Origin of the sequence: Streptomyces sp. NPDC058880 (assembly GCF_042742535.1) — a bacterium.
In the GTDB taxonomy this organism is placed as follows: Bacteria; Actinomycetota; Actinomycetes; order Streptomycetales; family Streptomycetaceae; genus Streptomyces.
In genome coordinates, this window is sequence record NZ_JBHYMC010000017.1 from 21288 (window position 1) to 33921 (window position 12634).

The following is a 12634-nucleotide window of genomic DNA, read 5'->3' on the forward strand; positions in this document are numbered from 1 at the left end:
GTTGGATGAACAGTCGGCGGTTCCACGGGTGGAGCGGCCCGCGGGCACATATGCTCGGCGCGTACTTCCGTACGTCTGAGCACCGGAACGTCTGAACGTCCGGACTCCTGTGCGTGCGCACGTCTGTGCGCCTCCGTACGCCTCGCGAACCGTTAGGGGACCGTGCCGTGAGTGTCCGCATTCAACCCACCTCGCAGGTCGACGAGAGCGCCGAGCTCGGCGAGGGGACCACGATCTGGGATCTGGCGCAGATACGCGAGGAGGCCCGGCTCGGGCGCGGGTGCATCGTGGGGCGCGGCGCGTACGTCGGGCCGGGCGTCCGGATCGGCGACCACGTCAAACTCCAGAACTACGCGCTGGTCTACGAGCCGGCGGAACTCGGCGACGGGGTGTTCATCGGCCCGGCCGCCGTCCTGACCAACGACTTCTACCCGCGTGCCGTGGACCCCGACGGCCGTCTCAAGCGCGACGGGGACTGGGAGGCCGCCGGGGTCGTCGTCGCCGAGGGCGCTTCGCTGGGCGCCCGTTCGGTGTGCGTGGCCGGGGTGCGCGTGGGGCGCTGGGCCCTCGTCGCGGCCGGCGCGGTGGTCTCCAGGGACGTACCGGACTTCGCGCTCGTGGCCGGGGTGCCGGCCCGCCGGATCGGCTGGGTGGGCCGGGCGGGGGTCCGGCTGGTGGAGCGCGGGGGTGAGCCGGGCGCGTGGGAGTGTCCGCGCACCGGGGCGCTGTACGAGGAGAAGAACGGCCTGCTCTTCGAACAAAGCTGACGGAATGTCGGCAATTTAGGCCACAAGCATTTCCTCAAAACCACAATCAATGAACATCCGTGGGCATAGCGTGTTCCTGCACACGGGATCCGGGCTGGCAACAGGCCTTGCTCGGTGGGGGGTTGTGTACGACGAGGGCATCGCGGGCAGCGGCCCGGCGGAGCGCGGATCCACCGCGTCCGCCGACACTGCCGTGCGCGCGTGCCCGGGTCCGGGGCATCGCTGGGGGGATCCAGACGGCAGCCTCCGGAGCGGCTCGTGCCCCGGGCGCCGGGCGCCACGGGCACGGGTGCCGTCACGCGCAGTCCCCCTCCGCGGAAGGACGACCGCCAGGTCCGTCCGAGGAGCGATCAGAGGGGGTAGCAGTGTTGGAGCCGAAGAGCTCGGACATGCGGGGTGCGAGCGGCACCCGGGGAGTCGGGGTGGGGACCCGATGACCGTCACACGATTAGGAGCACTGGAGGCGGCGGACCCGCAGCTGCACGGGCTGGCGCAGCGGCTGCTGGGGCTGGCCGAGGCAGGCCTGCCCGCCATGTACCTGCCGGAGGCCGAGACCTTCGTCTTCACCAGGGCCGGAGCGGTCTCCCCCGAGGGCACCCGCCGGCTGGAACTGCGGGGGACCAGCACCCGCTACGCGGCCATCACCGCGCTGGGCGCGCGGTTCCTGCCCGAGGACCGCCAGCGCGCGCTGTTCGGCGGACGCTCTACCGAGGAGTTCACGGCACTGCTCGTGGAACGGCTGCCCGGGGTGGTCAACCTCGGGGACGCGGCGCTCATCGCCTGGGCCGCCGCCGAGACCGGACATCCGAAACTCTCCGACGCACTCGACCGCGTCGCCGCCCTGGATCCGCCCGGGCGGGCGCAGTACACGGTCGAGGCGGCCTGGGTGCTCTCGGCCCTCGCGGCCGCGCGCGCCGCGGTGGACGTGGAAGACCACCTCGCAGCCGCCCGTGACCGCCTGCTGGCCGCCAGGATCGGGGGCGGCCCGCTGTTCCCGCACGCGACCGGCCCGGGCCTGGTGCCCGGCTACCGCTCGCACGTGGCCTGCTTCGCCGACCAGACCTATCCGCTGCAGGCGCTGGCCCGGCTGCACGCGAGCGGCGACGACCCGGAAGCCCTCGCGGCCGCCGACGCCTGCGCCGCCCGCATCGTGGCCCTGCAGGGCGACGGCGGACAGTGGTGGTGGCACTACGACGCCCGTGAAGGCGGAGTGATCGAGGGCTACCCCGTCTACAGCGTGCACCAGCACGCGATGGCCCCGACCGCGCTGTTCGACCTCGCGGAGGCCGGCGGCACCGACTTCGGCGCGGCGATCCGCCGCGGACTGCGCTGGATGACGGAGGTGCCCGAACTCGCCGGGCGCACCGGCACCCCACGCGAGCCGATGATCCGCGAGGACCTCGGCGTCACCTGGCGCAAGGTCTACCGCGGCGACCCGAAGAAGGCCGTCCGGGCCGCTCGCGGACTCACCACCCGGGTCGTCCCGCACGCCCGGCTCGCGCCCCTGGACGTGCTCTTCCGCCCTCGTGCGGTGGACCGGGAGTGTCGCCCGTACGAGTTCGGCTGGCTCCTGTTCGCGTGGCTCGGGGGGCAGCAGAGATGAGCCGTCACACCCTCTTCGGGGTCGCACTCGACCCCCTGACCATGGACGAGACGGTCCAGCGCTGCCTCGACGCCGTACGGCGCGGCGAGCAGATCGAGATCGGCATGGTCAACGCCGCCAAGCTCGTCAACATGCGGCGCGACCCGGCCCTCGCCGAGGCCGTCGCCGGCTGCGACCTCGTCCTCGCCGACGGCCAGGCCGTGGTCTGGGCCGGCCGCGTCCTGGGCGTCCGCCTGCCCGAACGGGTCGCCGGAATCGACCTGTTCATGCGCCTGCTCGCCGCGGCTGAGGTGGCGGACATCCCCGTCTACCTGCTCGGTGCCCAGCAGGAGGTGCTGGAGATGATGCTCGGGCAGATCTCCGAACGCTTCCCGCGGCTGCGGGTGGCGGGCAGCCGCAACGGCTACTTCGGCGACTCGGAGCAGGAGGGGATCGCCGACGCCGTCTGCGACAGCGGCGCGCGCCTGCTGTTCCTCGGCATGACCTCGCCCAAGAAGGAGATCTTCACCGCCGGCTACGGCAAGCGCACCGGCGCTCACGTCGTACACGGTGTCGGGGGGTCCTTCGACATCCTCGCCGGCATCACCAAGCGGGCCCCCCTCGTCTGGCAGCGGATGGGCCTCGAATGGTTCTACCGGACCCTCCAGGAACCGCGCCGCCTCGGCAAGCGCTACCTCACCACCAATGCCGCCTTCCTCGCCATGACGGTCCGCGAGCTCATCAGCCGCACTCCGTCTGCCGGTTCCGCGAACAGGAGTCACTGCTGATGCGCGTCGTCGTCGTGGGACAGGGATACGTCGGCCTCCCGCTGGCCATCCGGGCCGCCGAGGTCGGCCACCAGGTGGTCGGGTACGACGTGGACGAACGGCGGGTCAAGAGCCTCGCCACCGGAGAGTCGTACGTGGAGGACGTCTCCAGCGAACGCCTCGCCCGCGCCCTGGAGCGCGGCACCTACCGTCCGAGCGAACTCGCCCGGGACTGCGGCGGTTTCGACGTCGCCGTCGTCACCGTCCCCACCCCCTTACAGGACGGGGCGCCCGACCTGCGCTACATCGAGGAGTCGGCCCACACCCTGGCCCGGTTCCTGCGCCCGGGAGCGACGGTGATCCTGGAGTCCACCACCTACCCGGGCACCACCGAGGAACTGTTCGCCCCGATCCTGGAGGACGGATCCGGGCTCACCGCCGGCGCCGACTTCCATCTGGGATACAGCCCCGAGCGCATCGACCCGGGCAACACCGTCTGGGGCTTCCAGCAGACGCCCAAGGTCGTCTCCGGTGTCGACGCCGCCTCCCTGAAGGCCGTCGAGGCCTTCTACGGGCAGCTCGTCGACACCACCGTCCCCGTGCGCTCCCCCAAGGAGGCCGAGCTGGCCAAACTGCTGGAGAACACCTTCCGGCACGTGAACATCGCCCTCGTCAACGAGATCGCCATGTTCGCCCGCCACCTCGACATCGACGTCTGGCAGTCCATCGAGGCCGCCTCCAGCAAGCCCTTCGGCTTCATGAAGTTCACCCCGGGCCCGGGCGTCGGCGGGCACTGCCTGCCCATCGACCCCTCGTACCTGAACTGGCGCGTCCAGCGGGAGCTCGGCCAGAACTTCCGCTTCGTCGAACTCGCCAACGACATCAACAACCACATGCCCGAATACGTCACGCGTCGCGTCATGGACGCCCTCAACGCCAAACGCCGCTCCGTCAACGGCTCCCGGATCCTGCTGCTCGGGCTCGCGTACAAGAAGAACACCGGTGACGCGCGCGAGTCGCCCGCCGTACGCATCGCCCAGCTGCTCCTCGACATGGGGGCCAAGGTCCGCGCGGTCGACCCGCACGTGGTGGAGGGCGTGAAGGTCGACGCCCGCCTCGCCCGGGTCGAGGCGACCCGCAAGGAGCTGGCCGCCGCCGACGTCGTCGTCCTGCTCACCGACCACGACTCCTTCGACTACCAGATGATCGCCGAGCACGCCTCCTTCGTGCTCGACACCCGCAACCGCATGACCGGCCCGAAGGTGGAGGTGCTCTGAACCCATGACCAGGATCGTCTGCGTCGCCGGGGCGCGCCCCAACTACATGAAGATCAAACCGGTGATGGACGCACTGGAGCGCCGCGGCGCCGAGGTGGTCCTCGTCCACACCGGACAGCACTACGACGAGTCCATGAACGACGTGTTCTTCCGCGACCTCGGCATCCGGGCGCCCGACCGGTACCTGGGCACGGGATCGGGCACCCACGCCCAGCAGACCGGGCGGGTGATGGCCGCCTTCGAACCACTGCTCGACGAGCTGGCCCCGGACGCGGTGGTGGTCGTCGGGGACATCAACTCCACTCTCGCCTGCGCCCTGGTGACCGCGAAGGCCGGCCCCCTGCTGGCCCACGTGGAAGCCGGCCTGCGCAGCCGCGACTGGAGCATGCCCGAGGAGATCAACCGGGTCGCCACCGACCGGGTCAGCGACCACCTGCTGGCGCCCTCGCCCGACGCCGCCGCGAACCTGCGCGCGGAGGGCTACCGCGAGGACCAGATCCACGTCGTCGGCAACGTCATGATCGACACCCTCCTCGCCAACCTGGAGCGGGCCAGGCGGTCCGATGTCCTCGACCGCTACGGGCTCACCCGCGGCGGCTACGGCCTGGTCACCCTGCACCGGCCCGCCAACGTGGACGACCCCGGCGCGCTGCGCGGCCTGCTCAAGGCGCTCGGCGAGATCGCCGGCCGCTGCCCGCTGCTGCTGCCCGTGCACCCGCGGGCCGCGCAGCGGCTGGCCGACGTGGGCGTCCCCGACGGCATCCGGACCGTCCCGGCCGCCGGGTACCTCGACTTCATCGCCCTGCAGGACTCCGCCCGCCTGGTCCTGACCGACTCCGGCGGCGTCCAGGAGGAGACCACCGCGCTGGGCGTGCCCTGTGTGACCCTGCGGGACAACACCGAGCGACCCATCACCGTGGAAGAGGGCACCAACGTCCTCGCCGGCACGGATCCGGACCGGATCGTCGCCACCGTCGACAAGGTGCTCGACGAGCCGCCCGCGCCGCGCTGCCCCGACCTGTGGGACGGCCGCGCCAGCGAGCGCATCGCCGCCGTCCTCCTCGACGGCGGAACCGCCCGCACCCGGCCCAGACCCACCGACCTCGTGCCTCCCGGCGGGCACGGACCGCAGCAACCGAAGTAACCGCAACAAGGGGGAAGACCATGGATCTCGCCGAGATAGGGCGGGTCATGCGCAGGCGCTGGTACGTGCTGCTGCCCGGACTGCTGCTGACGGCTGCACTCACCACCGCCGTGCACCTGCTGATCCCGGTGGAGTACCAGTCGCAGAGCACCGTCACACTGCTCAACTCGTCGAAGGCCACCGAGGCCTTCGACGGAAACCCCTTCCTCAGCACGCAGGCCTCCCTGACCGGCATGGCCGACGGCCTCGCCCGCAACCTCAACTCGGACGGGGCCAAGGCCGACCTCAAGGCCCTCGGCGTCACCGGCAAGCACGAGGTGAAGATCGCCGACAACGCCCAGGGCCCCTTCATGTGGCTGACCGTCACCGGTACCGACCCGGCGGCCGTCCGCACGTCCGACGAGCTCCTCGCCGGCTACGCCGACAAGCGGCTCAAGGAGTTCCAGACCCAGCAGTCCGTGGCCCCCGAGGCCATGATCCGGATGGCGACGATCGTGCCCCCGCAGAAGCCCGAGGCACAGACCAAGACCCGTCTCCAGTACATCGTGATGGTGGCCGCGCTGGGCTTCGTCCTGAGCCTGGTGGCCGTCTTCTTCGTGGAGGCCCGCAGGCGTACTCCGCACGGGAAGAACCGTTCGGCGGCTCCCGGGACTCCCGACGCGGCGGCACCCGTACCCGTCGGTGCGGCGCCCGCCGCGACCGACGAGACGATGGCCCTGCGCACGGTCGGCCCGGGCGGGGCGGGACCGGCGTGACCGACACCGCAGCGAGCACGCAGAACGACCCCGAGGCGCCCTCCCTGGGGCGCAAGGTCGGCTCCGCGGCCAAGTGGAGCCTGATCAACACGGTCGTGATGCGCCTCGGCAACTTCGCGACCGGCGTCATCCTCGCCCGCTACTTCCTCGGGCCCGAGGCCTGGGGCGTCTACGGCATCGCCCAGACGGTCCTGCTCGTCCTGCTCTCCGCGAACGAGCTCGGTGTCTCCCTCGCCGTCATCCGCTGGGAAGGCGATCCGCGGCGCTTCGCCCCCACCGTCGTCACCCTGAGCGCGGCCTCCAGCTGCCTGCTGTACGCCGTGCTCTTCGCGACCGCCCCGGCCGTCGCCGACGTCCTCGGCTCGCCCGAGGCCAGCGGCGTCCTGCGGGTCATGTGTCTGTGCGTGGTCCTCGACGGACTCGCCCAGGTGCCGGCCGGCTTCCTCACCCGGGAGTTCGCCCAGGGCCGGCGGATGGCCGTCGACGCGCTCAACTTCGTCCTGAGCACCGCGGTGACCCTGCTCCTGGCCGTCCAGGGCTGGGGCGCGATGAGCTTCGCCTGGGGATCGGTCGTCGGCAACGTGGCCGCCCTGATCGGCTGCTGCCTCGCCGCGCCCGGCACCCTGAGGTTCGGCTGGGACCGTGAACAGGCCCGCGCCCTGCTGAGGTTCGGGCTTCCTCTCGCCGGGGCCAGCATGCTCGCCCTCGGCGTGGTCAACGTGGACACCATGGTCGTGGGCTCCACCCTGGACCCCCTCGCCCTCGGTTTCTACGTGCTGGCCTTCAACATCTCCGGCTGGCCCGTGCGCATCATCTCCGAGGCCGCCCGCCGGGTCTCCTTCGCGGGCTTCTCCCGGCTGGCCGACTCACCGCAGGCCCTGGCGTCCGGATTCGCCCGCGCCCTCGGCGTGGTGACGGCGGCCACCGTCCCGCTCTGCGTCCTGCTGGCCGCCCTCGCCGCCCCTGTCATCGAACTCGTCTACGGCGAACGCTGGCTGCCCGCGGCCGGCGCCCTGCCCTGGCTGATGGCCCTCGGCCTGGTCCGCATCGGCTGCGAACTGGCCTACGACTGCCTGGTGGCCATCGGCCGGCGCCGCTCCCTCATCGGGGTCCAGGGCCTGTGGCTCGTCCTCCTCCTCCCGGCGCTCGTGATCGGCGCCCGCGGCGGCGGCATCGTCGGAGTGTCCCAGGCCCACGTCGTGGTCGCGGGCGCCGTCGTGGTCCCGGTCTTCCTCCTCGCCCTGCACCGCGGCGGCATCCGCCTGGGCGCGGTCGCCCGGGCCTGTGCCTGGCCGCTGCTCGGCGCCGTCGTGATGGCCGCGGCACTCCTCGTGCTGGAGCGGTACCTCGGCGACTCCGTGCCCGCGCTCCTGGCAACCGCGGCCGCCGGCACCCTGGCGTACGCCGTGTGCCTCCTACCCGCCCGCACGACGCTCCGAGGATAGGCTGCCGGTGATGTCACGGAACCGAAGGCGCCTGGCGGCGTGGCTGCTCGCCGGTGTGGTGCTGGCCGTCGCCCTCACCCTCTACGACGCCGACCGCACCGGGGTGAGCGATCCGAAGGCCGGGCCCTCCGCGACGCCGTCGGCGGCCCTCCCCGGGACGGCGGCGCCCGCACCCACCGCCACACCCGGCCCGTCGGCCACACCCGGAACCTCGGCCACGCCCTCCCTGTCGGCCCCGCCGGGCACCGGCGAACCGTCGCCCTCCGCCTCCGCCTCCGCCTGCACCTCACCCGGGGCCTGCGGATACCCCGACGCGGACAGCACCGGCCCGCGCATCGCACTGGAGCGGCACGACACCGGCAACATGTCGGTCAAGAAGGACGGCACGGTCATCAAGGGCTGGGACATCCGCGGCTCCCTCGACATCTACGCCAACGACGTCACGATCATCGACAGCAAGATCACCTCTACGAACTGGTGGGGGGTCAACCTCCGTCCCGGCTACAGCGGCCTGAAGGTCCTGCACACCACCATCACCGCCGTACCGGGCAAGGGCCCCGACAACGGAGGGGTCAACTACGCCGTCTCCAACATGGGTGGCAGCTCCGTCGAGGTCGGCTGGTGCGACATCTCGGTCTTCGGAAACGCCCTGTCCATGGGCCAGGGCAACCTGCACGACAACTACGTGCACGACCTCGTCGCCTTCCGCAACCAGGGCGGTGAATGGCAGCACATCGACGCCGTCATCAGTGGCGGCGGCAACAAGGGCCGGCTGACCGTCCGCCACAACACCCTGCTCAACTCCACCCCCGTGGACAAGGGCGCCACCGCCGCCATCGGCCTCTTCGCCGACACCGGGACCGTTTCCTCCGTCGTCGTCGAGGACAACTGGCTGGCCGGCGGCGCGTACGCGCTCTACGGCGGCGGCCCGGGCGCCACCGGCATCCGGGTCACCGGCAACGTCTTCTCCACCCAGTACCACCCGTCCAGTGGCGCCTACGGCCCGGTCACCGCCTGGAACGCCGGCGGCGCCGGGAACGTGTGGAAGGACAACCGCATGTCCGACGGCCGCCCGGTGGAACCCGCCTCCTGACCCCCACACCACGTCACGACGGAGAGTGCGACATGCGCCGTATCGCCCGGGCCCCCTGGGAACTGCTCAAGCGGGCCTTCGGCTGGCTGGTGCTCTTCGAGGCCCGCAACAAGGTCCTGCTGCTGCCCTCCGCCGCACGGCTGCGCCGCTTCGAGGACGCCGAGACCACCCGCCTCGCCGCCCTTCTGGGACGGCCCCCGGCCGCCCGGGTCGCCACCGTGATCGCCACCCACCGCCGCCCCGACGCACTGCGCGCGGCGGTCCGCTCGGCCCTCGCGCAGACCGTCACCGACCAGGTGGTCATCGTCGTCGACGACGGAGCGGGGCTTCCCGAACTGCCGGTGGACCCACGCCTGTTCGCGGTCTCCCTGGCCCGGAACACGGCGACCGCCGGAGTCGTGCGCAACGTCGGCATCCGGCTCACCCGCTCCCGGTACGTGGCCTTCCTCGACGACGACAACCTGTGGGAGCCCGACCACCTGGAGCAGGCCCTGGCAGCACTGGACGCCCCCGGCGGGCCGGACGCCGTCTACACCGCACTGCGCAGGGTGCTGCCCGACGGCACCGAGCGCGACGTCCTGTCGGTGCCCTTCGACCGCCGGCGCGCCGCTCGCGAGGCCTTCCTGGACACCAACGCCTTCGTGGCCCGGCGCAGCCGAGCGCTGCACTTCAGCCGGCTGCGCCGCACCCCCGAGGTGCTGCCCCGCGAGGACTGGGAGCTCATCCGCCGCTACGCCCGCCGCCACGAGGTGCGCCACCTGCCCCGCCCCACCGTCCGCTACCTGGTCAACCCCGGCAGCTTCTACACCGCGTGGGACGGCTGTTCCTGAACCCGCGGTGGACACGGGCCGGGATGAGCCGTTCGGGCTTGGCCGGCTTCTGCCAGGCGCGGCGGGGGTCGGCGGAGGTCGGCGGAGAGGGGTCGGGTGGGGCGGAGCCGGGTGTGGGCGACGACCAGGAGCCAGGTCCAGCGCTCCACCGCATGGGGACGGTTCGAGCGCGGCAACATGACGTGTCGCATCCCTACACCGTGGGCTGGGGCTCCGTCCGCAGGTACCGGCCCCAGACCTGGGCCTTGCGATAGGGACCGTCCCCGTCACTGTCGTACTGCGGCGCGTCACAGGTGACCCAGTACAGAAGCTCGCCACTGAGCGCCTGGGCATGTCCGTTGGGCACGGGGACACCCATCACATCGATCGTTCCGGGAAACTCGACCTGCCAAGGGCCGTCCCAGCCCCGGCCCCGAACGACCGTGCCCCGGGTGCCCGGTGCCAAAGCTCCCACCGGCCACGTCTGACTCAAGGGCCGACCGAGGAGGGGAAGAGGAGGAGAAGGACCTCGTCGACCCGGACGCCCCCGAGACCCGCAACAACGCGGCCATGGTGCGGGAGGCCGTCACCCAACTCGCCGAGAAGTACAGCTGCGAGGCGTAGGCCCGGCGTCAGCGGGGGCAGTCGGCGTGCACGGCCCCGCTGACGCCGGCACGATGACCTGCCTGACGGCAGAGTGCTTCGCTCGGGGCGGGGCCGCACACCGGCGGAGCGCCAGGCCGTGTCGAAGGTGAGACCGCCGGGGTCGGGCCCGTACCGGACGCCATACCTGCCGGCTGGTGCGGGGTGTGGCCCTGATGTGTGGGTGCAGTGATGCTGTTCGGGGCCCGTTGGCCGGGTCGAGCATGGTGGCGGTTCCCAGCACGAGCAGGCGGCCGACCTGGCTGACGATCTGGACGGATCTCGGCCGTGCGCCCCGCACGGGTCGATGCCTGCGCCCGTAGGCTACGACTTCTGAGAGGGTGGTTCGTGATCTATGTCCGTTTCCCGGTGACCCGGAGTGCTGGAATGACCAGGCGCGCAGGGTGGGGGATGGGTCGACGCGTGGTCGTCTACCCGCCCGACGCCGAGGGCGGGCGCCGAGTGCGGTGCGACGGCCAGATACTCGGCCGCGCCCACGGCCCGGGTGATCTCCTCGAATTTTTGCGGCGGGCCGGACTGGACCCCGACGACGTCACCTGGGACGATGACGGTCCGCTGATCGAGTGGCGTGGCGGCAGCCCCGCCGCCTGGGCACCGCACACCGATCCCGCGGTCGCACATAGGGATCGTAGCCCCACCTGGAGCGACGCTTCGCTGACCGCGTGCAGGCCGCCCGAGGAGTCACGGTGCCGACTCAATGCCACCGAGGATCCAGGTCGTACTGCAGCTGTGCCCGCGCGGCGGTTTCAGCGCGATCCCGCTCGGCCCACCCCCTCAGCTTCTCCTGCTCCTCGGCGCGTCGCAGTGCACGGTCCTCGGAGTCCTGGGACCCTGCCAGCAAGTCCCGGGCCCGATCGAGGGCATCCTCCATCTCCAGGCGTTCGCTCAAGGCGTCCTCGCGAGCCGTCTCGCGCGCGGCATGCGCCCGGTCGTAACGGTCCTGCCAGTTCTCGAGCACCTTCTCGACTTCCTCAATGCGCGCGTTCAGTTCCTCCTCCCGTCGCATCGCTGCCCTCGCGATCCGATCCGCGTTCTGCTTCGCCCGCAGCACTCGATCGTTGGCCCTGATCACCTCCTCGCCCAGCGCGAGGGCGAGTTCCCCCGCCTGGGACGTGAGCTCCATGAGGGTCGCCGCGGTGGCGCGCCGGTTCTCGTCGCGTCGCCCCAGCAGATTTTCGAGGTGGACCAGCAGGAGCCGGCACTGCTCCCCGGCCTCGTCGAGTGCCTGTTGCGCCTGGGCGTAGGCGCGCTGGGCCGGGGCCTGGTCACGGGCCGCCTCCGCGGCCCCGCGCAACCGCATCCCCTCCTCCGATTCCTCTACAGAGATCGGGGCGATCTCCCTCGCCCTGTCGGTCGCGTTCCGCTCGTGGATGCACAGGTCGAGACAGCGGATGAGCTCGCGCAGTTTGGTGCGGGAAGGAACCGTCTCGCTCTTGAGCCAGCGGGAGAGCGTGGTCTCCGCGACCCCGAGCTGTGATTCCCCTTCCTCCCAGTCCTCCCAGGGGAGGCCCCGCTCCCGTTTCACCATGGCCACCGCGGCGCCGAGCGAAGTCCACCGCCCGCGGACCAGGCAACCTCGCAACCATCGGACGAACTCGACATCCTGGGGGGTCACTTCCCGTCGCGGGCGCGGGGTACCCGCCCCGGCTGGGGCTCGCCGCGCGACCGACCCGCCCAAATGCCAGTGCAGCGGGTCGAAGGGCCCCAGATCCACACTTCCGTCCATGACCCGCTCCCCGTCCTCCACTCGATGGTGAGCATCCAGGGTTGCATCTCCCGTTGCAGCTTCAGAAATTCCGCTCGATGTGCGTCCACTGGAACAGCGCCCGTGCACGGCATTCACTGCCGATAGGGGTGTCGGCCCGGCCCGTCGCCGGAATGCCCGAGTGGCCCCGCGCGTGCGATCGACGCCGGCGGTGAGGCGCTTTTCAGCGGATCCTGAACGGAGAAGGCTCCAGTGAACGGTCAGAACGATCAATTCAGCGTGCGGGCGATCCTGCTCCTCGTCGTGGGCACGATTGCCGGTGTCCTCGCCTACCAGCGTCCTGACATCGGCACCGCGGTCGTCGTCGGCATCGGTGTCGTCGGCCTGCTACACCTCCTGCTGGCCCCCTGATCCCACGTGGCTGCGACGGATGCCGTCGATCAGCGGTGAACGTGGGAACCGTCTATGACCGCTCCCGTTCCGTGCCGCCGCCGACGGCCCGAATCGGGATAGGCGCGTTGCCCACCGAGGGGCGTGGACGGGACGGAGCCGCCGTAGTACTCCGGGGCCGGGAGAGCCGGTCACACGGGGAAGGGCGGCAGCGTGCCAGACGAGGAGGGAACTGCA

General features: G+C 71.5%; 13 protein-coding genes and 1 pseudogene. 11 read left to right on the top strand and 3 right to left on the bottom strand.

Annotation, left to right across the window (positions count from 1 at the left end; genetic code table 11):
• Positions 1–167: 167 nt before the first annotated feature.
• The 9 genes from ACFW2G_RS12865 to ACFW2G_RS12905 all read left to right on the top strand — a co-directional run bounded on the left by ACFW2G_RS12865 (position 168) and on the right by ACFW2G_RS12905 (position 9660).
• Positions 168–767, top strand: coding sequence for an acyltransferase (locus tag ACFW2G_RS12865; RefSeq protein WP_037915527.1), 600 nt, complete (start codon positions 168–170; stop codon positions 765–767).
• Between the two features lie 433 nt (positions 768–1200).
• The gene (locus ACFW2G_RS12870; RefSeq protein ID WP_384580376.1) at positions 1201–2370 is read left to right on the top strand and encodes a hypothetical protein; all 1170 of its coding nucleotides are present in this window, start codon (positions 1201–1203) and stop codon (positions 2368–2370) included.
• Positions 2367–3137 carry a WecB/TagA/CpsF family glycosyltransferase gene (locus ACFW2G_RS12875; protein WP_037915533.1) on the top strand — a complete coding sequence of 257 codons (771 nt, stop codon included), beginning with the start codon at positions 2367–2369 and terminating at the stop codon, positions 3135–3137. The genes ACFW2G_RS12870 and ACFW2G_RS12875 overlap by 4 nt, the downstream gene beginning before the upstream one ends.
• Positions 3137–4393 (top strand): nucleotide sugar dehydrogenase, encoded by a 1257-nt coding sequence (locus ACFW2G_RS12880; RefSeq protein ID WP_037915536.1) that lies wholly within the window; start codon positions 3137–3139, stop codon positions 4391–4393. Before ACFW2G_RS12875 ends, ACFW2G_RS12880 begins: the two co-directional genes overlap by 1 nt.
• 4 nt (positions 4394–4397) lie before the next feature.
• Positions 4398–5537, top strand: a complete 1140-nt coding sequence (wecB, locus tag ACFW2G_RS12885) for a non-hydrolyzing UDP-N-acetylglucosamine 2-epimerase (protein WP_384580378.1) — start codon at positions 4398–4400, stop codon at positions 5535–5537.
• A gap of 20 nt (positions 5538–5557) precedes the next feature.
• The gene (locus tag ACFW2G_RS12890) at positions 5558–6292 is read left to right on the top strand and encodes a chain length determinant protein (protein WP_384447181.1); all 735 of its coding nucleotides are present in this window, start codon (positions 5558–5560) and stop codon (positions 6290–6292) included.
• Positions 6289–7737 carry an oligosaccharide flippase family protein gene (locus ACFW2G_RS12895; protein ID WP_384447183.1) on the top strand — a complete coding sequence of 483 codons (1449 nt, stop codon included), beginning with the start codon at positions 6289–6291 and terminating at the stop codon, positions 7735–7737. The genes ACFW2G_RS12890 and ACFW2G_RS12895 overlap by 4 nt, the downstream gene beginning before the upstream one ends.
• 10 nt (positions 7738–7747) lie before the next feature.
• On the top strand, positions 7748–8830 hold the full coding sequence (locus ACFW2G_RS12900; protein ID WP_384580380.1) for a hypothetical protein: 1083 nt from the start codon (positions 7748–7750) through the stop codon (positions 8828–8830).
• Positions 8831–8862: 32 nt separating this feature from the next.
• The gene (locus ACFW2G_RS12905) at positions 8863–9660 is read left to right on the top strand and encodes a glycosyltransferase family 2 protein (RefSeq protein ID WP_037915542.1); all 798 of its coding nucleotides are present in this window, start codon (positions 8863–8865) and stop codon (positions 9658–9660) included.
• On the opposite strand, the pseudogene ACFW2G_RS12910 reads toward ACFW2G_RS12905, so the two are convergent.
• Both ACFW2G_RS12910 and ACFW2G_RS12915 read right to left on the bottom strand, forming a co-directional pair.
• Positions 9620–9833: pseudogene (locus tag ACFW2G_RS12910) on the bottom strand (transposase); the annotation flags it as partial. The gene ACFW2G_RS12905 and the pseudogene ACFW2G_RS12910 overlap by 41 nt on opposite strands.
• 20 nt (positions 9834–9853) lie before the next feature.
• Positions 9854–10018 carry a hypothetical protein gene (locus tag ACFW2G_RS12915; protein ID WP_384447188.1) on the bottom strand — a complete coding sequence of 55 codons (165 nt, stop codon included), beginning with the start codon at positions 10016–10018 and terminating at the stop codon, positions 9854–9856.
• 80 nt (positions 10019–10098) lie between these two features.
• Here ACFW2G_RS12915 and ACFW2G_RS12920 point away from each other — a divergent pair, with 80 nt between their 5' ends.
• Positions 10099–10263: a hypothetical protein gene (locus tag ACFW2G_RS12920; RefSeq protein ID WP_384447190.1), complete on the top strand. Its 165-nt coding sequence runs from the start codon at positions 10099–10101 to the stop codon at positions 10261–10263.
• A 733-nt stretch (positions 10264–10996) separates the two neighbouring features.
• On the opposite strand, the gene ACFW2G_RS12925 is transcribed toward ACFW2G_RS12920, so the two are convergent.
• The gene (locus tag ACFW2G_RS12925) at positions 10997–11836 is read right to left on the bottom strand and encodes a hypothetical protein (protein ID WP_384447192.1); all 840 of its coding nucleotides are present in this window, start codon (positions 11834–11836) and stop codon (positions 10997–10999) included.
• A gap of 423 nt (positions 11837–12259) precedes the next feature.
• On the opposite strand from ACFW2G_RS12925, the gene ACFW2G_RS12930 reads away from it, so the two are divergent.
• Entirely contained in the window at positions 12260–12418 is a 159-nt protein-coding gene (locus ACFW2G_RS12930) for a hypothetical protein (protein WP_384447194.1), read from the top strand.
• Positions 12419–12634 lie beyond the last annotated feature (216 nt).